Source organism: Micromonospora musae (assembly GCF_003626545.1).
Classification (GTDB): Bacteria; Actinomycetota; Actinomycetes; order Mycobacteriales; family Micromonosporaceae; genus Micromonospora; species Micromonospora musae.
This window is the reverse complement of the sequence record NZ_RAZS01000001.1, coordinates 691585-713666: the sequence shown is the minus strand read 5'-3', so window position 1 is coordinate 713666 and position 22082 is coordinate 691585. Positions and strand designations below refer to the sequence as shown.

At 70.8% G+C, this 22082-nt stretch carries 19 protein-coding genes; all 19 read left to right on the top strand.

Annotated features, from left to right (window positions below):
• Positions 1-188: 188 nt before the first annotated feature.
• The 19 genes from D7147_RS03330 (at position 189) to D7147_RS03240 (ending at position 22045) form a co-directional block, all read left to right on the top strand.
• Positions 189-1412, top strand: a complete 1224-nt coding sequence (locus tag D7147_RS03330) for an LPXTG cell wall anchor domain-containing protein (RefSeq protein ID WP_120673725.1) — start codon at positions 189-191, stop codon at positions 1410-1412.
• A gap of 102 nt (positions 1413-1514) precedes the next feature.
• On the top strand, positions 1515-2222 hold the full coding sequence (locus D7147_RS03325) for a demethylmenaquinone methyltransferase (protein ID WP_120673724.1): 708 nt from the start codon (positions 1515-1517) through the stop codon (positions 2220-2222).
• A gap of 76 nt (positions 2223-2298) precedes the next feature.
• Positions 2299-2523: a hypothetical protein gene (locus D7147_RS03320; RefSeq protein WP_120673723.1), complete on the top strand. Its 225-nt coding sequence runs from the start codon at positions 2299-2301 to the stop codon at positions 2521-2523.
• A 206-nt stretch (positions 2524-2729) separates the two neighbouring features.
• A complete protein-coding gene (locus D7147_RS03315) occupies positions 2730-4007 on the top strand; it encodes a geranylgeranyl reductase family protein (RefSeq protein ID WP_120673722.1) in 1278 nt (425 codons plus the stop codon).
• A gap of 133 nt (positions 4008-4140) precedes the next feature.
• Complete coding sequence (locus tag D7147_RS03310; RefSeq protein WP_076469129.1) at positions 4141-4506, top strand: NADH-quinone oxidoreductase subunit A; 366 nt, start codon at positions 4141-4143, stop codon at positions 4504-4506.
• Between the two features lie 14 nt (positions 4507-4520).
• Positions 4521-5201: a NuoB/complex I 20 kDa subunit family protein gene (locus D7147_RS03305; RefSeq protein ID WP_120673721.1), complete on the top strand. Its 681-nt coding sequence runs from the start codon at positions 4521-4523 to the stop codon at positions 5199-5201.
• A complete protein-coding gene (locus D7147_RS03300; protein ID WP_120673720.1) occupies positions 5198-5935 on the top strand; it encodes an NADH-quinone oxidoreductase subunit C in 738 nt (245 codons plus the stop codon). Before D7147_RS03305 ends, D7147_RS03300 begins: the two co-directional genes overlap by 4 nt.
• Positions 5936-5990: 55 nt before the next feature.
• Positions 5991-7319 carry an NADH-quinone oxidoreductase subunit D gene (locus tag D7147_RS03295; RefSeq protein WP_120673719.1) on the top strand — a complete coding sequence of 443 codons (1329 nt, stop codon included), beginning with the start codon at positions 5991-5993 and terminating at the stop codon, positions 7317-7319.
• A gap of 109 nt (positions 7320-7428) precedes the next feature.
• Positions 7429-8595: an NADH-quinone oxidoreductase subunit NuoE gene (gene nuoE, locus D7147_RS03290; RefSeq protein WP_120673718.1), complete on the top strand. Its 1167-nt coding sequence runs from the start codon at positions 7429-7431 to the stop codon at positions 8593-8595.
• Positions 8592-9908: an NADH-quinone oxidoreductase subunit NuoF gene (nuoF, locus tag D7147_RS03285; RefSeq protein ID WP_120673717.1), complete on the top strand. Its 1317-nt coding sequence runs from the start codon at positions 8592-8594 to the stop codon at positions 9906-9908. The genes nuoE and nuoF overlap by 4 nt, the downstream gene beginning before the upstream one ends.
• A 57-nt stretch (positions 9909-9965) precedes the next feature.
• Positions 9966-12473: an NADH-quinone oxidoreductase subunit G gene (locus tag D7147_RS03280; RefSeq protein WP_120673716.1), complete on the top strand. Its 2508-nt coding sequence runs from the start codon at positions 9966-9968 to the stop codon at positions 12471-12473.
• Between the two features lie 52 nt (positions 12474-12525).
• Positions 12526-13878 (top strand): NADH-quinone oxidoreductase subunit NuoH, encoded by a 1353-nt coding sequence (gene nuoH / locus D7147_RS03275; protein ID WP_120673715.1) that lies wholly within the window; start codon positions 12526-12528, stop codon positions 13876-13878.
• 1 nt (position 13879) lies between these two features.
• Complete coding sequence (gene nuoI, locus D7147_RS03270) at positions 13880-14521, top strand: NADH-quinone oxidoreductase subunit NuoI (RefSeq protein ID WP_120673714.1); 642 nt, start codon at positions 13880-13882, stop codon at positions 14519-14521.
• Entirely contained in the window at positions 14518-15288 is a 771-nt protein-coding gene (locus D7147_RS03265) for an NADH-quinone oxidoreductase subunit J (protein ID WP_120673713.1), read from the top strand. Before nuoI ends, D7147_RS03265 begins: the two co-directional genes overlap by 4 nt.
• Positions 15285-15584 (top strand): NADH-quinone oxidoreductase subunit NuoK, encoded by a 300-nt coding sequence (gene nuoK, locus D7147_RS03260; RefSeq protein WP_076469149.1) that lies wholly within the window; start codon positions 15285-15287, stop codon positions 15582-15584. Before D7147_RS03265 ends, nuoK begins: the two co-directional genes overlap by 4 nt.
• An 11-nt stretch (positions 15585-15595) precedes the next feature.
• A complete protein-coding gene (nuoL, locus tag D7147_RS03255) occupies positions 15596-17554 on the top strand; it encodes an NADH-quinone oxidoreductase subunit L (protein WP_120673712.1) in 1959 nt (652 codons plus the stop codon).
• A 64-nt stretch (positions 17555-17618) separates the two neighbouring features.
• On the top strand, positions 17619-19154 hold the full coding sequence (locus D7147_RS03250; protein WP_120673711.1) for an NADH-quinone oxidoreductase subunit M: 1536 nt from the start codon (positions 17619-17621) through the stop codon (positions 19152-19154).
• A 118-nt stretch (positions 19155-19272) separates the two neighbouring features.
• The gene (gene nuoN / locus D7147_RS03245; RefSeq protein ID WP_120673710.1) at positions 19273-20826 is read left to right on the top strand and encodes an NADH-quinone oxidoreductase subunit NuoN; all 1554 of its coding nucleotides are present in this window, start codon (positions 19273-19275) and stop codon (positions 20824-20826) included.
• A 145-nt stretch (positions 20827-20971) separates the two neighbouring features.
• Entirely contained in the window at positions 20972-22045 is a 1074-nt protein-coding gene (locus D7147_RS03240; RefSeq protein ID WP_120673709.1) for a polyprenyl synthetase family protein, read from the top strand.
• Positions 22046-22082: the final 37 nt, after the last annotated feature.

Here is a 22082-nt window from a genome sequence, read left to right as displayed (position 1 = left end):
TCGGCGGATGCGGGTGGCGCGGCGGGATGGGTGATCATCCCCGCCGCACCGTTCGTCCCACCCCGGACGGACGGATGAATTCGCAGCGGCGATGCTGGCGCGGCACATCGGCGTTCGATAACGTCCGCTCGGGTTCGTGAAGCCACCTCTATTTACGCTCTTCCTTTCTCCTCACCCCCGGGGGACCAATGAGACCGTTCCACCGCTCCGCCCTGGCGCGCGCCGGGGCCGTGGCCCTGATCGTGGTCGGCGGCCTGGCCGCCGTGGCCGCCCCGGCCCACGCCGACGACCAGGCAGAGCTCGCCCTCGTCCCGCTCAGCTACGACCTGGCCAAGGGCGTCAAGGAGGCCAAGGCCAAGCCGATGAAGTTCCAGGTGGCCAATTCGAGCGCGGTCGACGCGAAGAGTGTCACGGTCAAGGTCGAGACGGCGGGGCTGAAGCCGAAGAAGGTCGGTTTCGTCGTGCCGGAGGGCTGCGACCTGACCGGTACCGCCTTCACCTGCGTCCTCGGCGACCTGCGCGGCGGGACCACCGAGGACTTCGGCATCCCGCTCTTCTCCAAGGGCGGCAAGGGCGCTGCCGGAACGTTGACGGTCGAGGTCATCGCCGCCAACGCGACCGGTGACAAGGTCGAGCACGACCTCACCGTGACGAAGCCCGGCTACGACCTGACCTCCTGGGTGCAGGACGTGCAGGCGAACGTCGTGGTGAATGGCGCGGTCCAGGACGAGCCGAATCTGAAGCCGGTGCCGCGCGGCGAGACGGTGCCGCTGGACTGGGCCGTCTACAACGACGGCAGCCGCAAGGCGACGGGCATCTCGTACGTCCTGACCGTGCCGGCGGGCGTGAGCTTCGTGCAGAAGCCGGAGGGCTGCCTCGAACAGCAGGTCGTCGGCAAGGCCCAGCTGCTCTGCGAGGACACCGGTGCGGTGCTCAAGCCGGGCGAGTACTACACCGCGGACGTCCGGGTGAAGGTCGGCGAGGACGTCACCGAGCCGGTGCTCAAGGAGGGTGAGCTCTTCGCGCAGGGGCTGGACGCGGCCGAGGGCCCGGCGGCGGAGCAGCCGCGGCTCGCCACCGCGCAGCAGCGCAGGACCTTCACCGAGGTGGACCTCGGCGACAACCAGGCCATCTTCGAGGCGTTCGTGGAGCTGCCGGGGCAGCCCACCCCGACCCCGACCCCGACGCCCACGGTCACGCCGACCGGGACCCCCACGCCGGGCGCCACCGCGACCCCGTCGCCGGGCGGTGGCGGTGGCGGTGACGGCGGTCTGCCGGTGACCGGTGTGCAGGTCAGCCTGATCGGCGGCATCGGCGGGGCGATCCTGCTGGCCGGTGGCGCGCTGCTCTTCGCGGCGCGGCGGCGCCGGGTCGTGCTGGTGGCGCCGGGCGACGAGAAGTCGACCGACTGACGCGTACCACTGAACGGGGCGGGGTGGCGCAGGCCACCCCGCCCCTTCGCGTACGCCGAACCCACCGGCCGCCGGGCCGAGGGTGGCTGGCAGAGTGGAGGGGTGAGCACCCCACACGGCCGGCGCGCCAGCCTGGACAAGCAGCCGCACGAGGTCGCCGCGATGTTCGACGGCGTGGCGGCGCGCTACGACCTGACGAACACGGTCCTCTCCTTCGGGCAGGACCGGCCCTGGCGGCGGGCCACCCGGGCCGCGCTCGGGCTGCGCCCCGGCGAGCGGGTGCTCGACGTGGGCGCCGGCACGGGGGTCTCCACCGAGGAGCTGGCCCAGTCCGGGGCGTACGCGGTCGGTGCTGATCTCTCGCTCGGCATGCTCTACGCCGGCAAGCGCAGCCGGCCCAGCGTGCCGCTGCTGGCCGGGGACGCGCTGCGGCTGCCGTTCGCCGACGGGAGCTTCGACGCGGTGACCATCTCCTTCGCGCTGCGCAACGTCACCGACCCTGATGCCGCGCTGCGTGAGCTGGCCCGGGTCACCCGGCCGGGCGGTCGGCTGGTGGTCTGCGAGTTCAGCACCCCGGTCAACCCGGCGTTCCGCACCGTCTACCTCTCCTACCTGATGCGCTCGCTGCCGGCGGTGGCGCGCACGGTCTCCAGCAACCCCGACGCGTACGTCTACCTGGCCGAGTCGATCCGGGCCTGGCCGGATCAGGCGGCGCTCGCCGCGAAGGTCGGTGCGGCGGGTTGGCAGAAGGTGGCCTGGCGCAATCTGACCGGCGGCATCGTCGCCCTGCACCGGGCGGTCCGCGAGTAACTCGCCGCGTCGCACGCCTCGGCAGATTTTCGTGAACATCCGTTTTTAGTCCACTTTGCGCCGTAAGCTCGCCCCCATGACGGGACCAGAGCCGGCGGACCGGGTGCAGGCCACCGACGACGACGCGGCCGAACTCATCGCGCAGCTGCGGGAGTTGGCCGGCGCCGATCCGGCGGACGTCCGTCAGGTGGTGGCCGAGGTCCTCGCCGCGCTCGACCGCGCCGCGGGCGGCGCGCTGCGCGACCACCTCCCCGAAACGATCCGTGTCGACGCGGGCCTCGACGCCCCCAGCCGCGCCTAGGTCCGGTGGCCGGATCGCCGCCGGGTGCGCGCCCCGGTTCGACGGGATCCACGTCGAGCCGCCCTGACACCGAGCGCGCTCGATGCGCTCCCAGGTGTCACATCCGCAACTTAGGCACCCCTGGTCAAGCGCGGATGAGACGTCGGTCATAGACTCCCAGCGGTTGGCTTGTGAAGCATTTCACGAGCAGGCGGGAGGAGGCGCGGATGTCCGCGGTGGAGCATGACGCCGACGTGATCGTCGTGGGCGCCGGTCCCGGTGGCTCGGCCACGGCGTACCACCTGGCCCAGCACGGGGTGCGGGTGTTGCTGCTGGAGAAGACCGAGTTTCCCCGGGAGAAGGTCTGCGGCGACGGGTTGACCCCGCGCGCCGTGCGCCAGCTGCTCAGGATGGGCGTCGACACGTCGCCCGAGGCGGGTTGGCTGCACAACCGGGGCCTGCGGGTGATCGGCGGCGGCATCCGGCTGGAGCTGGACTGGCCCGATCTCGCGAGCTTCCCCAACTACGGCCTGGTCCGCACCCGGATGGACTTCGACCAGCTGCTCGCCGAGCGGGCCATCGCCGCCGGCGCCACGCTGCGCACGGGCACCAACGTCATCGGCCCGGTGCTCGACGCCGACGACCGCGTGATCGGCGTCCAGGCCGAGGTGGGCCCGGAGAAGGCCCCCGCCACCTTCCACGCCCCGCTCGTGGTCGCGGCCGACGGCGTCTCCGGCCGCTTCCCGCTCGCGCTCGGGCTGGCCAAGCGCGAGGACCGGCCGATCGGGGTGGCCGTGCGGCGCTACTACCGCTCGCCGGCCAAGCACGACGACGACTACCTGGAGTCCTGGCTCGAACTGCGGAGCAAGGAGAGCGGGGAGAACCTGCTCCCCGGCTACGGCTGGATCTTCGGTCTCGGCGACGGCCGGGTGAACGTGGGCCTCGGCGTGCTCAACTCGTCCTCCGCGTTCGGGAAGACCAACTACCGTCGCCTGCTCACCGACTGGCTGGCGAACACCCCGGACGACTGGGGGATGACCGACGAGGCCAATGCGGACGGTCCGATCCTCGGCGCCGCGCTGCCGATGGGCTTCAACCGGGTGCCGCACTACAGCCGTGGGGTGCTGCTGGTCGGTGACTCCGGCGGCATGGTCAACCCGTTCAACGGCGAGGGCATCGCGTACGCCATGGAGTCCGGCGAACTCGCCGCGGAGGTCGTCGTGCAGGCGCTGGCCCGGCCGGCCGGCGTCGAACGCGAGCGGGCGTTGCAGGCGTACCCGGCCGAGCTGAAGGCGCGCTTCGGCGGCTACTACCGGCTCGGTGGCGTCTTCGTGAAGCTCATCGGTCGCCCCGAGATCATGCGGCTGGCGACGAAGCACGGCATGCCGCATCCGACGCTGATGCGCTTCGTACTCAAGCTGCTGGCCAACCTGACCGACCCGCGCGGCGGGGACGCGATGGACCGGGTCATCAATGCGATGACGAAGGTGGCCCCAGCGGTGTGACATCGACGGCCGGTGACCTGCGAAGGGACCGGACGGGATGGACGGACCCGCCCCCCGGCGGCGAAGGCTTCGGGGGACGTGAATAGTGTGATTCTCGTCAACGAGGGCAGGGAAGGACGAGCAGGAGAAGAAGATGTCGCTCTCGCCTTACGCACCCATCATCGGGCTGTTCGCCCTCGCCGCGGCGTTCGCGCTGTTCTCCGTGGCCGCCGCCCGCTTCGCCGGCCCCCGGCGTTACAACAAGGCCAAACTCGAGGCGTACGAGTGCGGCATCGAGCCCAGTCCGCAGCCGGTGGGCGGCGGGCGTTTCCCGATCAAGTTCTACCTGACGGCGATGCTCTTCATCGTCTTCGACATCGAGATCATCTTCCTCTACCCCTGGGCGGTCTCGTTCGACGCCCTGCCGATCTTCGGCTTCGTGGAGATGGTCCTGTTCATCGTCGCGGTCTTCGTCGCGTACGCCTACGTGTGGCGGCGCGGCGGCCTGGACTGGGACTGAGGAAGGAACGTCAGATGGGCATCGAGGAGAAGCTCCCCGCCGGCATCCTGCTGACCTCGGTGGAGAAGCTCGTCAACTGGTCCCGCAAGTCGTCCGTCTGGGGCGCCACGTTCGGCCTCGCCTGCTGCGCCATCGAGATGATGGCGGCCGGCGGCCCGCACTACGACATGGGCCGCTGGGGCATGGAGGTCTTCCGCGCCTCGCCCCGCCAGGCGGACCTGATGATCGTGGCCGGTCGGGTCAGTCAGAAGATGGCCCCGGTGCTGCGCCAGATCTACGACCAGATGGCGGAGCCGCGCTGGGTGCTCTCCATGGGCGTCTGCGCCAGCAGCGGCGGCATGTTCAACAACTACGCGATCGTGCAGGGCGTCGACCACGTGGTGCCGGTGGACATGTACCTTCCCGGCTGCCCGCCTCGGCCGGAGATGCTCATCGACGCGATCCTCAAGCTCCGCGAGAAGATCATGCACGAGCCGCTGGGTCCGAACGGCCGCCGGATGCTCGAGGCGCGCAAGGAGCGCGGCGACGTCCCGGTCGTCCCCTACGGCTCGATGCCGTCGTCGTACCGCAGCGACAAGACCCGCCGTGCCGAGTGGACGAAGGCCGTCCGTGAGGGCCGCGAGGAGCAGCTGCGGATCGAGAACTGGATGCAGACCCAGAACCATCTTCAGCAGTACGGGGGCATGAAGAAGTGACCTCACCTCACGACAAGCCGAACGGCGGCGGTGTGCCCGTGCCGGTGACCCCCGCCGGGGCCACCAGCGGCGCCCCCGCCGAGCACCCGCCGTCCAGCCCGGCCGGGCGCGGCATGTTCGGCAACCAGGGCTCCGGCGACGTCTCCGGCTTCGGCGGCCTGGTCCGCCCGCGCCAGCCGATCACGGGCGCGTCGCGGCCGTTCGGGAGCTACTTCGACGAGGTCCACGACGCGCTGGAGGAGGCGTACCCGGGCTTCGCCGACGCGATCGAGAAGGTCGTGGTCGACCGGGGCGAGCTGACCCTGCACGTCCGCCCCGAGCGGATCGCCGAGGTCTGCCAGGTGATGCGCGACGACCTGGCGCTCCGCTTCGAGCTCTGCTCCTCGGTGTCGGGCGTGGACTACCTCGGCGCGGACGAGCGCCGGCTGCACGTGGTCTACCAGCTCACCTCGATGACGTACCGCCGCCGGGTCCGGCTGGAGGCCGCCGTACCCGCCGAGAACCCGCACCTGCCCAGCGTCACCGCGACCTACCCGACGGCGGACTGGCAGGAGCGCGAGGCCTACGACATGTTCGGGATCGTCTTCGACGGTCACCCCAACCTGACCCGGATCCTCATGCCGGACGACTGGGAGGGGCACCCGCAGCGCAAGGACTACCCGCTCGGCGGTGTGCCGGTCGAGTACAAGGGCGCCGAGATTCCACCGCCGGACAAGCGGAGGTCGTACCAGTGACGGGCGCCGAGATTCGCAGTACCGCCAGCGGCCCGGACAAGTGGAGGTCGTACCAGTGACCACTTCCAACTACGCGACCGAGCGGGAGACCACCGAGGGCAAGGTCTTCACCGTCACCGGTGGAGACTGGGACTCGGTAGTCTCCGGCACCGACCCGATCAACGACGAGCGGATCGTCGTCAACATGGGTCCGCAGCACCCGTCCACGCACGGCGTGCTGCGGCTGGTCCTGGAGCTGGAGGGCGAGACGGTCCGGGAGGCCCGTTCCGTCATCGGCTACCTGCACACCGGGATCGAGAAGAACCTCGAGTACCGCACGTGGGTCCAGGGCAGCACCTTCGTGACCCGGATGGACTACCTCGCGCCGCTGTTCAACGAGACGGCGTACTCGCTCGCGGTGGAGAAGCTGCTCGGCATCACGGACGACATCACCGAGCGGGCCAACACCATCCGCGTGCTCATGATGGAGCTCAACCGGATCTCCTCGCACCTGGTCTGGCTGGCCACCACGGGCATGGAGCTCGGCGCCATCTCGATCATGCTGTACGGCTTCCGCGAGCGGGAGTACATCCTCGAGATCTTCGAGCTCATCACCGGCCTGCGGATGAACCACGCGTACGTCCGCCCCGGCGGCGTGGCGCAGGACGTGCCGGACGACGCGATCATCAAGATCCGCGAGCTTCTCGCACTGCTGCCCAAGCGGCTCAAGGAGTACGAGGACCTCCTCTCCGGCCAGCCGATCTGGACCGAGCGTACGAAGAACGTGGCGGTGCTCGACGTGACCGCCTGCCTGGCGCTCGGCGTGACCGGCCCGGTGCTGCGCTCCGCCGGTCTCGCCTGGGACCTGCGCAAGACCATGCCGTACTGCGGCTACGAGACGTACGAGTTCGACGTCCCGACGCACACCGGCGGCGACGTGTGGGGCCGCTACCAGGTGCGCCTCGCCGAGATCCGCGAGTCGATGAAGATCGTCGAGCAGGCGGTGGACCGGCTGGCCAAGCCGGGACCGGTGATGGTCGCCGACCGGAAGATCGCCTGGCCGGCCCAGCTGGCCATCGGCGTCGACGGGATGGGCAACTCGCTCGAGCACGTCGCGAAGATCATGGGTCAGTCGATGGAGTCGCTGATCCACCACTTCAAGCTGGTCACCGAGGGCTTCCGCGTCCCGCCCGGCCAGGTGTACGTGGGCATCGAGTCACCCCGCGGCGAGCTGGGCGTGCACGCGGTCTCCGACGGTGGGACCCGGCCCTACCGGGTGCACTACCGGGAGCCGAGCTTCGTCAACCTCCAGGCGCTCCCGGCGATGGCCGAGGGCGGCCTGATCGCCGACGTGATCGCCGGTGGCGCCTCGCTGGACCCGGTAATGGGAGGTTGTGACCGGTGAGCGCGAGGAGTGAGCTTGCGAGCCCCAGCCGCCCGCGCGAGGAGCGAGCGGAGCGAGCCCCGCAGTCGCGGGCAGAGGATCACGCAGTCGCGAACGAAGGGCGGCGCTGATGACTGTCTTCACCGAACAGACCCGCGAGCGGGCGAGGGAGATCGTCTCCCGCTATCCGGCTGACCGGTCCCGCTCGGCGCTGCTGCCGCTGCTGCATCTGGTGCAGGCCGAGGAGGGTTACGTCTCCCCGGCCGGCGTGGAGTTCTGCGCCGAGGTGCTGGGCCTCAACAAGGCCCAGGTCGGCGCGGTGGCCACCTTCTACACGATGTACAAGCGCAAGCCGACCGGTGACTACCTGGTCAGCGTCTGCACCAACACGATGTGCAACGTGCTCGGCGGCCAGGACGTCTACGACACCCTCGCCGAGCACCTCGGCGTCGGGCACGACGAGACCACCGCCGACGGGAAGATCACCCTGGAGCACGCCGAGTGCCTGGCGGCCTGCGACTACGGCCCGGTCATGACGGTCAACTACGACTTCTTCGACAACGTCGACCCGCGGGGCGCGGTCGGTGTGGTGGACGAGCTGCGGGCCGGCGGCCGGCCGATGCCGACGCGGGGCGCCCGGCTCTGCACGCTCAAGGAGATGGCCGTCCAGCTCGCCGGGTTCGCCGACGAGCGGGAGGGCGCGGTCGCCGACGGCGGCCCGGGCGAGTCGAGCCTGCGCGGGCTCCGCCTCGCCCAGCAGCACGGCATCTCGGCTCCGGGCTTCGACCCGAACACGCCGATCCGGAGCAAGGCCGAAGCCGACCGGGTCGCCGCGGAGGCGAAGGCCAAGGCGGAGGCGGCGGAGAAGGCCAAGGCCGACGCGGCCGCGAAGTCGGCCCCCGACGCCCCGGTCAAGGGCGGCGACGGCGCCTCGGCCCCCACCGGGGTCGAGCCGGCGCAGCCGGAGCGGGCGACCGGCAGCACCACGCCGGACGTGAAAGCGCCGGACGACAAGTCGCCGCAGGTGCGTACCGCCGAGACGCGGCAGCCCGACGCGGCCACGGCCGTGCCGGACGCGCCCGGCACCAAGGTGCCCGCCGACTCGGTGCCGCCGGCACCGCGTGACGCGCAGGAGGCGGAGGTTGCCGGGGTGGCGGCCAACCCGCCGGCCAGTGACGGCAAGCCCGCCGGCGACGACGCCGGGGCGCAGGAGCGCAATCTCAAGGAAGCGGAGGCCGGGGCCGGCGGGAACGGCGCGGACCCGGCGGTCGCGAGCGAAACGGGGGTCCAGAAGTGACCACTCCTCGGCCGGAGACGCTGGCCAAGCTCACCCCGGTCCTGACCAAGCGCTGGCTCTCGCCGGACGCCTGGCGGATCGGCACCTACGAGAAGCTGGACGGCTACGCGGCGCTGCGCAAGGCGCTCAAGTCCCACCCGGACGACCTGATCCAGTTGGTCAAGGACTCCGGGCTGCGGGGTCGCGGCGGGGCCGGGTTCCCCACGGGTCTCAAGTGGGGCTTCATCCCGCAGGGGGACGGCAAGCCGCACTACCTCGTGGTCAACGCCGACGAGGGTGAGCCGGGCACCTGCAAGGACCTGCCGTTGATGACGCACGATCCGCACTCGCTGGTCGAGGGCGTCATCATCGCCTCGTACGCGATCCGGGCCAACCGCGCGTACATCTACATCCGGGGTGAGGCGGTGCACGCCGCCCGGCGACTGCGCAACGCGGTGCGGGAGGCACAGGCCAAGGGCTACCTCGGCCGGAACATCCTCGGCTCCGGATTCGACCTGGAGTTGGTGGTGCACTCGGGCGCCGGGGCGTACATCTGCGGTGAGGAGACCGCGTTGCTGGACTCGCTGGAGGGCTTCCGCGGCCAGCCTCGGCTCCGCCCGCCGTTCCCGGCGACCCACGGCCTGTACGCGAGCCCGACCGTCGTCAACAACGTCGGCACCATCGCGAGCGTGCCCTACATCGTGCTGGGCGGTGCCGCCTGGTGGAAGACGATGGGCACGGAGAAGTCCGCCGGCCCGATGATCTACTCGCTCTCCGGCCGGGTCGCCAACCCGGGCCAGTTCGAGTGCTCGTTGGGCGTCACGCTGCGGGAGCTGCTCGAACTCGCCGGCGGGATGCAGCCCGGCCACAATCTGAGGTTCTGGACCCCGGGCGGGTCCTCGACCCCGCTGCTCACCGCCGAGCACCTGGACGTGCCGCTGGACTTCGAGTCGGTGGCGGCGGCGGGCTCGATCCTCGGCACCACGGCCACCCAGATCTTCTCGGACCAGGACTGCCCGGTCTACGCGACGTACCGGTGGCTGGAGTTCTACCACCACGAGTCGTGCGGCAAGTGCACCCCGTGCCGGGAGGGCAACTACTGGATGGTCCGGGTGTACCGGCGGATCCTCTCCGGCCAGGGCACCCACGAGGACCTGGACACCCTGCTCGACACCTGCGACAACATCCTCGGCCGGTCGTTCTGCGGCCTGGGTGACGGCGCGACCAGCTCGGTGACCTCCTCGCTGCAGTACTTCAAGCAGGACTACCTCGACTACATCGAGGGGCGCACCGCGCCGAAGCTGTCCGACAAGCAGCTAGTGGGAGCCCACTGATGCGAGCGCGAGGAGCGAGCGGAGCGAGCCCCGCAGTCGCGAGTGAAAGGCCGGCACATGACTGACGTCGTCAAGGCCCCGGAAACCGTCACGCTCACCATCGACGGCGTCGAGGTCACCGCTCCGAAGGGAGCGCTGCTGATCCGGGTCGCCGAGCAGATGGGCACCGAGATCCCCCGGTTCTGCGACCACCCGCTGCTGGCCCCGGCCGGCGCGTGCCGGCAGTGCCTGGTGGAGGTGGAGGGGCAGCGCAAGCCGGTCGCCTCCTGCACCCAGACCGTCGCCGACGGCATGGTGGTCCGCACCCAGCTCAGCTCCCCGGTCGCCAAGAAGGCGCAGGAGGGGGTCATGGAGCTGCTGCTGCTCAACCACCCGCTCGACTGCCCGATGTGCGACAAGGGCGGCGAGTGCCCCCTGCAGAACCAGGCGATGTCCACCGGGCGGAGCGACTCCCGGTTCCACGAGCACAAGCGGGAGTACCCGAAGCCGCTGCCGATCAGCAGCCAGGTGCTGCTCGACCGGGAGCGCTGCGTGCTCTGCCAGCGGTGCACCCGCTTCTCCGAGGAGATCGCCGGGGACAAGTTCATCGACCTGATGAACCGGTCCTCCGCCGAGGAGATCAACATCTACCGGGACGAGGCGTACGGCGAGGAGGGCGACGCCGGTGACGTCCCCTTCAACTCCTACTTCTCCGGCAACACCGTGCAGATCTGCCCGGTCGGCGCGCTGACCGGCGCCCAGTACCGGTTCCGGGCCCGCCCGTTCGACCTGGTCTCCAGCCCGAGCGTCTGCGAGCACTGCTCGGCCGGGTGCGCCCAGCGCACCGACTGGCGGCGGGGCAAGGTGCTGCGCCGGCTGGCCGGCGACGACCCGGCGGTGAACGAGGAGTGGAACTGCGACAAGGGCCGGTGGGGCTTCCAGTACACCCGGGCGCACGACCGGCTCAGCACGCCGCTGGTCCGCGACGCACGTACCGGTGAGCTGCGCGAGGCGTCCTGGAGCGAGGCGCTCACCGTCGCCGCCGAGGGGCTGCGGGCCGCCCGGGACTCCGGGCAGGGCGCCGCGGTGCTCACCGGCGGCCGGTTGACCGTCGAGGACGCCTACGCGTACGCGAAGTTCGCCCGGGTCGCGCTCAACACCAACGACGTCGACTTCCGGGCCCGGCCGGTCTCCCGCGAGGAGGCCGACTTCCTGGCCAGCTCGGTCGCCGGGGTCACCGACGTGACCTACGCCGACGTGGAGAAGGCGCCGGCGGTGGTGCTGGTCGGCATCGAGCCGGAGGAGGAGTGCCCGGTTCTCTTCCTGCGGCTGCGCAAGGCCTACACCAAGGGCGGCCTCCGGGTGTACGCGATCGCCCCGTTCGCCACCCGCGGCCTGGAGAAGCTCGGCGCCAAGCTGGCCCGGGTGGTGCCGGGCGAGGAGGCGAGCGTGCTCGCCGAGCACGCCACTGTCGCCGAGGCGCTGAGCGCCGAGGGCGCGATCCTGATCGTGGGTGAGCGGCTCGCCGAGGTGCCGGGCGGCCTCTCCGCCGCCGCGGACGTCGCCCGGCGTACGGGTGCCAAGCTGGCCTGGGTGCCGCGGCGCGCGGGTGACCGCGGCGCGGTCGACGCCGGCTGCCTGCCGAACCTGCTCCCCGGTGGTCGCCTGGTCACCGAGCCGGCGGCCCGTGCCGAGCTGGGTGAGGCGTGGGACATCGCGGCCGGGGTCATCCCGAGCCAGGCCGGTCGGGACACCGACGGCATCCTCACGGCGGCCGCGAACGGTCGGCTCGGCGCCCTGGTGGTCGCCGGGGTCGACCCGGCCGACCTGGCCGATCCGCGCCTCGCCGAGCAGGCCCTGGAGCAGGTGCCGTTCCTGGTGAGCCTGGAGCTGCGCGGCAGCGCGGTGACCCGCCGGGCCGACGTGGTCTTCCCGGTCGCCCCGGTGGATGAGAAGGCGGGCAGCTTCGTCGACTGGGAGGGGCGGCTGCGCACCTTCGAGGCGGTGCTGCAGACCGCCGCGATGACCGATGGCCGGGTGCTGGATGCGCTCGCCGCGCAGCTCGACGTGCGGCTCGGCACCGGAGACGTGCTCAGCATCCGCCGCGAGCTGGGCTCGCTGCCGCCCACCCGGACGGCCCGCCCCGCCGCCCCGTCGGTGGAGCCGGCGGCCGTGCCGCAGCCGGGCGCCGGCGAGGCGGTGCTCGCCACCTGGCACCAGCTGATCGACCTGGGCAGCCTCCTCGACGGCGACGAGCACCTCGTCGGCACCGCCCGCCCGCCGCTGGTGCGGCTGGGCAAGGGCACCGCCGAGGCGCTGGGGGTCGCGGACGGCGACGCGGTGACGGTCGGGACGGACCGGGGCGCGGTGACGCTGCCGGCCGCCATCACCGAGATGCCGGACGGGGTGGTCTGGGTGCCCACGAACTCGCCCGGCGCGACCGTCCGGCGCAGCCTCGGCGCGCTCTCCGGCCGGGTGGTCCGGATCTCCGTTCCGGCCCCGACGGCGGCCGTGCCGGCCGGCCGGTCGGCGGCGGACGAGGCCGGCGTCCCGGGCCCGCTGCTCAACTCCGGGGGTGCCCAGTGAGCGCGAGGAGCGCGCGAGTGAGCCCCGCAGTCGCGAACGAAAGGTGGGCACGATGAACGCGGTCTACCTGGCCCAGGACCCGACCCTGGCCGACTTCGGCCGGGATCCGTGGTGGCTGGTCCTCATCAAGATCGTCTTCGCCTTCGTCTTCGCGGTGCTGGCCACCCTGCTCGGCGTCTGGTTCGAGCGGCGCGTGGTCGGCTACATGCAGGTGCGGCCCGGCCCCAACCAGGTCGGCCCGCTCGGCCTGCTGCAGACCCTGGCCGACGGCCTGAAGATGGCCTTCAAGGAGGACATCCTCCCGCGCGCCGCCGACAAGGTCGTCTTCTTCTTCGCCCCGACGATCTCGGTGATCTGCGCGGTCACCGCGCTCTCGGTGGTGCCGTTCGGCCCGATGGTGAGCATCTTCGGCCACTGGACGCCGCTGCAGGTCACCGACGTCTCGGTGGCGGTGCTGGTGCTGCTGGCCTGCTCGTCCATGGGCATCTACGGCATCGTGCTTGGCGGCTGGGCCTCCGGATCCACCTACCCGCTGCTCGGCGGTCTGCGCTCCAGCGCCCAGATGATCTCGTACGAGGTCGCGATGGGGCTGAGCATCGTGGCGGTCTTCATGACGGCCGGCACCATGAGCACCAGCGGGATCGTCGCCGCGCAGGGCGACGCCACGCAGCTGACCCTGTTCGGCACCGACATCCCCGCGCCGGGCTGGTACGCGATCCTGCTGCTGCCGAGCTTCGTCATCTTCTTCATCGCCACCGTCGGCGAGACCAACCGCGCACCGTTCGACCTGCCCGAGGCGGAGTCCGAGCTGGTGGCGGGCTTCATGACCGAGTACAGCTCGCTGAAGTTCGCGCTCTTCATGCTCTCCGAGTACGTCTCGATGGTGACCATGTCCGCGGTCACCACGACGCTCTTCCTCGGCGGCTGGCGGGCACCCTGGCCGATCACGCTCTGGGAGGGCGCCAACTCCGGTTGGTGGCCGATGCTCTGGTTCTTCGGCAAGGTCATCGCGCTGGTCTTCGTCTTCGTCTGGCTCCGCGGCACGCTGCCCCGGCTGCGCTACGACCAGTTCATGCGCTTCGGCTGGAAGGTGCTGCTGCCGATCAACCTGGTCTGGATCCTGGTCCTCAGCGGCCTGCGGTCGATCGAGGACTGGGACACCCGGGGCAAGCTGATCGCGGTCGGCATTCCGGCCGGCGTACTGCTGCTCGTCACGCTGCTCTGGCCCGGCCGGAAGCCGCGGCCGAAGGTTAGCGTCCAGGAGCAGGTCAACAACCGTCCGCACGGCAGCTTCCCGCTGCCGCCGCTGGACCTTCAGATCCCACCGAGCCCGCGCACCAGGCGCGTGGTCGCCGAGCGGGAGCCGGCGAACGTCACCGCCGGCTCGGAGTCAGGGGAGGTGTGACGTGGGCGCGATCACCGGAACGTTCAAGGGCTTCGGGGTCACCTTCTCGCACATGTTCAGGAAGGTGGTCACCACCGACTACCCGTTCAAGCCGCCGGTCTCGGCGCCGCGCTACCACGGGCGGCACATTCTGAACCGGCACCCGGACGGGTTGGAGAAGTGCATCGGGTGCGAGCTGTGCGCCTGGGCCTGCCCGGCCGACGCGATCTACGTGGAGGGTGGCGACAACACCGAGGAGCAGCGCTTCTCCCCGGGTGAGCGGTACGCCAGCATCTACCAGATCAACTACGCGCGGTGCATCTTCTGCGGACTCTGCATCGAGGCCTGCCCGACCCGCTCGTTGACCATGAGCAACGAGTACGAGCTGGCCCGGGACAGCCGGCAGGATCTGATCTTCACGAAGGAGCAGCTGCTCGCGCCGCTGCTGCCGGGCATGGAGCAGCCGCCGCACGCGATGCGGCTCGGCGAGAGCGAGAAGGACTACTACGTCGGCAGCCTGACCAACCCGGGCACCTCGGCCGGCGCGGAGCGCGCCGCCAACAGCCCGGGCCGGTACCAGGTGGAGGAGCACCCCGGGGTGACCTTCCCTGGCGCGGAGCAGCACGCCCAGCGGGCCGCCGCGGGCAAGGGGGACAAGGCATGACCACGCAGACGGTGCTCGCCGCCGCGGGCGGGGTGTCCGGCGGCGAGCAGGTCACCTTCTGGATCCTCGCCCCGCTCGCGCTGATCGGCGCGATCGGGATGGTGGCCGCCCGCAACGCGGTGCACTCCGCGCTCTGGCTGGTGCTGACCATGCTCTGCCTGGGCGTCTTCTACGTGCTCCAGGCCGGGCCGTTCATCGGCATGGTGCAGATCATCGTCTACACCGGCGCGATCATGATGCTCTTCCTCTTCGTGCTGATGCTGGTCGGGCGGGACGCGTCCGACTCGCTGATCGAGACGCTGCGCGGGCAGCGGGCCGCAGCGATCCTGCTCGGCCTGGGCTTCGCCGGGCTGGTCGGCGGCGGCGTCTACCGGGCGATGGAGGGCACCACGGCGGCCGGCCTGACGCAGGCCAACGCCGAGGGGAACGTCCAGGGCATCGCCCGGCTGCTCTTCACCAAGTACGTCTTCGCCTTCGAGCTGACCTCGGCGCTGCTGATCACGGCGGCCGTCGGCGCGATGGTGCTGGCGCACGTCGAGCGACGCAAGCAGGACAAGATGGACCAGATCGCCACCATGAAGGCGCGCTTCCGGCCCGGCAACTACCCCGGCCCGAAGCCCGGCCCGGGCGTCTTCGCCACCAGCAGCTCGGTCGCCACGCCGGCCCGGCTGCCGGACGGCCGGCTCAGCGAGCGGAGCACGCCGGACATCCTGCCGGTCCGTGAGCTGACCGCCCAGGAGACCTCGCTGAAGGGCACCGAAAAGTGACTCCCGACTACTACCTCGTGCTCGCGGCGATCCTCTTCACCATCGGCGCGGCCGGGGTGCTCATCCGCCGCAACGCGATCGTGTTGTTCATGTGCGTCGAGCTGATGCTCAACGCGGCGAACCTGACGCTGGTCACCTTCAGCCGGATCAACGGTGACCTCAACGGCCAGATCATGGCGTTCTTCGTGATGGTGGTGGCCGCGGCCGAGGTCGTGGTCGGCCTCGCGATCATCATGGCGATCTTCCGAACCCGGCGCTCGGCGAGCGTCGACGACGCCAACCTGCTCAAGTACTAGAGGGGCCTGCGGTGGGAGAGATACTGACGAACGCCCCGGCGGAGCCGGCGGGGGCCGTCACGTACGCGACGGCGGACGGCCTGCTCACCAGCGTCTGGCTGCTGGTGGCGATCCCGCTGGTCAGCGCGGCGGTCCTGCTGCTGCTCGGCCGGCGCGCCGACCGCTGGGGGCACTGGCTCGGGGTGAGCGCGATCGGTGTGTCGTTCGTGCTCGGCCTCGCGTCGTTCTTCCAGCTGCGCGGCCTGGAGAACAAGTCCGTCGAGCTGAGCCTCTGGGACTTCATCACGGTCGGCGACCTCCGGGTGGACTTCGGTCTGCTCTTCGACCCGCTCTCCGCGCTCTTCGTCCTGCTGATCACCGGGGTGGGTTTCCTGATCCACCTCTACGCGGTCGAGTACATGTCGCACGACGGGGGCCGGCGGCGGTTCTTCGGCTACTTCAACCTGTTCGTCGCCGCCATGCTGCTGCTGGTGCTCGGCAACAACTACGTGATGCTCTACGTCGGCTGGGAGGGCGTCGGTCTGGCGTCGTACCTGCTGATCTCCTTCTGGCAGGACCGGCCGAGCGCGGCCACCGCCGGCAAGAAGGCGTTCCTGATGAACCGGGTCGGTGACGCCGGTCTGGCCATCGCGATCTTCATCATGTTCGCCACCCTCGGCACCACCCAGTACGACGAGGTCTTCTCGAACGTCGGCGCGCTGACCGGCGGCACCGTGCTCGTGCTCGGCCTGCTGCTCCTGCTCGGCGCGGCCGGCAAGTCCGGCCAGTTCCCGCTCCAGGCGTGGCTGCCGGACGCGATGGAGGGCCCGACCCCGGTGTCGGCGCTCATCCACGCGGCCACCATGGTCACCGCGGGCGTCTACCTGATCGCCCGCTCCAACCCGGTCTTCTCGGCGAACACGACGCTCCAGCTCGTGGTGGTGAGCGTCGGCGCGCTGACCCTGCTGATGGGCTGCATCATCGGCGCGGCCAAGGACGACATCAAGCGGGTGCTCGCCTGGTCGACGGTGAGCCAGATCGGCTACATGTTCCTCGGCGTCGGCCTCGGCGGTGGGGCGTACGCGCTGGCCATCATCCACCTGCTGGCGCACGGCTTCTTCAAGGCCAACATGTTCCTCGGCGCCGGTTCGGTCATGCACGGGATGAAGGACCAGGTGGACATCCGCCGCTTCGGCGGGCTCGCCAAGCACATGAGGATCACCTGGATCACGTTCATGATGGGCTGGCTGGCCATCATCGGCATCCCGCCGCTGTCGGGCTACTTCTCGAAGGAGCCGATCATCGCGGCCGCGTTCGGTCGGGAGGACTGGACGGCCTGGCTCTTCGGTGGGGCCGCGCTGCTCGGCGCGGGGCTGACCGCGTTCTACATGACCCGGCTCTTCGTGCTCACCTTCCACGGGCCCAAGCGCTGGACCGAGGAGATCGAGCACCCGCACGAGTCCCCGAAGCTGATGACCGTCCCGCTGATCCTGCTGGCGATCGGCTCGATCGGGGCGGGCTTCCTGCTCTCCACCTCGGTGCCGGACTGGCTGACCGCGACCGCGGGCCTCGGCGGGGAGCACGCGGAGCACGAGACGGTCCTGCCGCACCTCGTGATCACCACCCTCTCGCTGCTGGTGACCGTGCTCGGCGCCGGGCTGGCCTGGTTCCTCTTCCGGCGCGGTACGGCCACCGCACCGCAGCCGGCCGGGGTGCTGGTCACCGCCGCCCGCCGCAACCTCTACACGGACGCCTTCAACGAGACGGTCTTCGAGAAGCCGGGCATCTTCCTCACCCGGGCGCTGGTCTTCCTGGACAACCGGGGCGTGGACGGGCTGGTCAACGGCCTCGCCGCCGCGGTCGGCGGTGGTTCCGGCCGGCTCCGGCGGCTGCAGACCGGCTTCGTCCGGTCGTACGCGACCTCGATCCTGACCGGCGCGCTGCTCGTGGTGGCGGCGTTCCTGGCCGTACAGGCGGGGTGGCTGGCGTGATCGACCTCTTCCCGGCCGCCCCCGCCGGCGGACCACGCAGTGACGACGGAGGTAAGGCCGCATAATGTCCAACTTCCCGTTCCTCTCGGTGCTGACCGTGGCGCCGCTGGTGGGTGCCCTCGTGGTCGCCCTGCTGCCACGCCGGCGGCCGGACCTGGCCAAGCAGGTGGCGTTCGGCTGGTCGCTGCTGGTGCTGGTGCTCTCGGTGCTGATGTGGATCGCCTTCCAGGTCGACGGTGACCGCTTCCAGTTCCGCGAGTCGTACCCGTGGATCCCGAACTGGGGCGTCCACTTCACCTTCGCCGCCGACGGCATCGCGCTGGTCATGCTGATGCTGATCGCGGTGCTGGTGCCGCTGGTGATCCTCGCGTCCTGGCACGACGCTGAGTCGTCGAAGCGCTCGGTGCCCACCTACTTCGCGCTGCTGCTCGTCCTCGAGTGCACGATGATCGGCGTCTTCGCCGCCGCCGACGTCTTCCTCTTCTACGTGTTCTTCGAGGTCATGCTGGTGCCGATGTACTTCCTCATCGGCAGCTACGGCGGCCACCAGCGGCAGTACGCGGCGGTGAAGTTCTTCCTCTACTCGCTGGTCGGCGGCCTCTTCATGCTCGCCGCGGTGATCGGCCTCTGGGTGGTCGGCGGCAAGACCTTCGACTGGCAGGCGCTGTCGCAGGTGGACATCTCCACCGGCACCGAGCGCTGGCTCTTCCTCGGCTTCTTCGTCGCGTTCGCGATCAAGGCGCCGTTCTTCCCGTTCCACACCTGGCTGCCGGACGCCGGTGGCGCAGCGCCGGCCGGCGCGGCGGCGCTGCTGGTCGGCGTGCTCGACAAGGTCGGCACCTTCGGCATCCTGCGGTACTGCCTGCCGCTCTTCCCCGACGCGGCCAAGTGGTTCGCGCCGTGGGCGCTCGCGTTGGCGCTGATCGGCATCATCTACGCCGCGCTCCTCGCGGTCGGGCAGAACGACCTGAAGCGGTTGGTGTCGTACACCTCGATCGCGCACTTCGGCTTCATCGGCGTGGGCATCTTCGCCTTCACCACCCAGGCCGGCACCGGCGCGGTGCTCTACATGGTCAACCACGGCCTCGCCACCGGCCTGCTCTTCCTGGTGGTGGGCATGCTGATCGCGCGCCGGGGCTCGTCGCTGATCAGCGACTTCGGTGGGGCCGGCAAGCTGGTCCCGGTGCTCGCCGGGGTGCTCTTCTTCGCCGGTCTGGCGTCGCTGGCGCTGCCCGGCACCGCGCCCTTCGTCTCCGAGTTCCTGGTGCTGGTCGGCTCGTTCACGGTGAACAAGCCGGTCGCGGTGATCGCCACCCTCGGCATCATCCTGGCGGCGGCGTACGTGCTGTGGATGGTGCAGCGCACCACGCAGGGCACGCTCAACCCGGCACTGACCCAGATCGACGGGATGCGGCGTGACCTCAACCTGCGCGAGAAGGTGGTGATCGCGCCACTGATCGCGCTGATCGTGGTGCTGGGCTTCTACCCGAAGCCGGTCACCGACGTGATCAACCCCGCCGTCCAGGCGACCATGGACGACATCGGCAAGACCGACCCCGCCCCGTCGGTGGTCACCACCGTCCAGGAGGCCGGCCGGTGAGCGGGAAGGCTGAACGAGCGATCGTGAGCGAGCCCAGGCACGGGCGCGAGGCGCGGGCGGTGCGAGCCCCGCAGGCGCGAGCAGACGGCGACCCAGTCGCGAACGGAAGGTTGGCCCGGTGAGTGAACTGAAGCTGCCGTCGATCGACTACGCGGCGCTCGCCCCGATCCTGATCATGTTGGGGGCCGCGCTGCTCGGTGTCCTGGTCGAGGCGTTCGTGCCCCGGCACAGGCGGCACCTGGTGCAGCTGTCGCTGGCCCTGCTCGCGGTGCTCGCCGCGCTGACCATGGTGGTGCTCAACAGCGACGACCGGCTGATCACGGCCGGCTCGGCGATCGCCGTGGACGGGCCGGCGCTCTTCCTCCAGGGCGGGATCCTGGTGCTCGCCGCGATGGCGCTGCTGCTCATCGGTGAGCGGGTGGTGGAGCGCGGCGGCGCCTTCGTGGCGCACGCGGCGGTCACCGCCGAGTCGCCCGAGGACCGGCGGCAGGCCGAGGGCGCCGACGGCGCCACCGAGGTGTACCCGCTCGTCACGTTCGCCATCGGCGGCATGCTGATCTTCGTGGCGGCGAACGACCTGCTCACCATGTTCATCGCCCTCGAGGTCTTCTCGCTGCCGCTCTACCTGCTCTGCGCGCTGGCCCGACGCCGCCGGCTGCTCAGCCAGGAAGCGGCGCTGAAGTACTTCATGCTCGGCGCGTACGCCTCGGCGTTCTTCCTCTTCGGCGTCGCGCTGATCTACGGCTTCACCTCCGGCATCCCGGGCCGGTCGGCCGGGGTCGACTTCGCCACCATCAACGCGGCGGTGAACGAGTCGCCGGCCAGCCGGGTGCTGCTCTTCGCCGGAATGGCGCTGCTCGCCATCGGGCTGCTCTTCAAGGCGGCCGCGGCGCCGTTCCACGTCTGGACGCCGGACGTCTACCAGGGCGCGCCGACCCCGGTCACCGGGTTCATGGCCGCCTGCACCAAGGTCGCCGCCTTCGGTGCCCTGCTCCGGGTCTTCCAGGTGGCGTTCGCCAGCGCCAGCTGGGACTTCGCCCCGGTTCTCGGCGTCGTGGCGGTGCTGACCATGCTGGTCGGCGCGGTGCTCGCCGTGACCCAGACCGACATCAAGCGGCTGCTCGCGTACTCCTCCATCGCCAACGCCGGCTACCTGCTGGTGGGCGTGCTCGCGCCGTCGAAGGACGGGCTCTCCGGCACGATGTTCTACCTCGTCGCGTACGGCTTCTCGGTGCTCGCCGCGTTCGCCGTGGTGACCCTGGTTCGCGACGGCGACGGGGAGGCCACCCACCTGTCCCGCTGGGCCGGGCTGGGACGACGCTCACCGTTCTTCGCGAGCGTGTTCACGTTCATCCTGCTCGCCTTCGCCGGCATCCCGTTGACGAGCGGCTTCACCAGCAAGTTCGCGATCTTCGGGCCGGCGCTGGCCGAGGGGCGGGCCTGGCTGGTGATCGCCGGTGTGCTGACCAGCATGGTGCTGGCGTTCCCGTACCTGCGGGTCGTGGTGATGATGTGGCTCTCCGAGCCCGGCGAGTCCACCCCGACGGTCGCGGTGCCGGGTGGGCTCACCGCGGCGGCGCTGATGATCGGCGTGGTGGCCACTCTGGTCCTCGGTGTCGCCCCGGCGCCGCTGCTCGACCTGGCCACCGGAGCCGCCGAATTCGTCAGATGACGAAAAGCTCCACCCGAAGGCCGGTACGCCACGACGTACCGGCCTTCGTGCATCCGTGCCCACCGCTGGACGGGCCTGGTCGCTGCTCCTCGGCGCATGCATCCCCGGCCCGGGGCTGGTCGAACGCGTGTGGCATGGTTGAACCGTGGTGAAACCGGCTGGCGAGGGTACAGGTGCCACCGGCTCCGGCGTCCGCCGGAACCGGCGTGGCGCGGGTCAGTTCGGGGAACTCGGCCTCTACCTTGCCGATCCCCGCCTCGAGGAGTCCGTGCTGGCTGTGCTGGAGGCCGTCGAGACCGAGCTGCGGTCGACCGTCGCCAGCGCCGACCCGTTCGTCACGGAGGCCGCCCGGCATCTGGTCGAGGCCGGCGGCAAACGGTTCCGGCCGCTGCTGGTGGCGCTCGGGGCCCAGTTCGGTGACCCGGCCGCCGCGCCGGTCGTACCGGCGGCGGTGGTGATGGAACTCACCCACCTGGCGACGCTCTACCACGACGACGTGATGGACGAGGCGGCCGTGCGCCGGGGCGCGCAGAGCGCCAACTCCCGGTGGACCAACTCGGTGGCGATCCTGGTCGGCGACTACCTCTTCGCGCGGGCCGCCGACGTCGCCGCCGACCTGGGCACCGAGGCGGTACGCCTGCAGGCGCGCACCTTCTCGCAGTTGGTGCACGGGCAGATCGCCGAGACCGTCGGGCCCCGCCCCGGTGAGGACCCGGTGGCGCACTACCTCGAGGTGATCGCCGGGAAGACGGGTTCGCTGATCGCCACCTCGACCCGCTTCGGCGGCCTCTTCGGCGGTGCGTCCCCTGAGCACACCGAGGCGCTGGCCGGCTACGGCGAGACGATCGGCGTCGCCTTCCAGCTCTCCGACGACCTGCTCGACATCGCGTCCGAGTCGGTCCAGTCCGGCAAGACTCCCGGCACCGACCTGCGGGAGGGCGTACCGACCCTGCCGGTGCTCTACGCCCGCGCGGGGGACGACTCCGACGCCGCCTCCGTCCGGCTGCGGGAGATCCTCGGCGCCGGCGCGGTGACCGACGACGACCTGCACGCCGAGGCGCTCGGTCTGCTTCGGGAGAGCCCGGCGATGAAGCGGGCCCGGGAGACGGTACGCAGCTACGCGGAGGACGCCCGCGCGAAGCTCGCGCCCCTGCCCGAGAACCCGGCCCGCCGCGCTCTCGAATCCCTCTGCGACTTCGTAGCCGACCGCACCAGCTAACCCCCCCGGTTCGTCACGGTGATCAAGAGATTTGCGT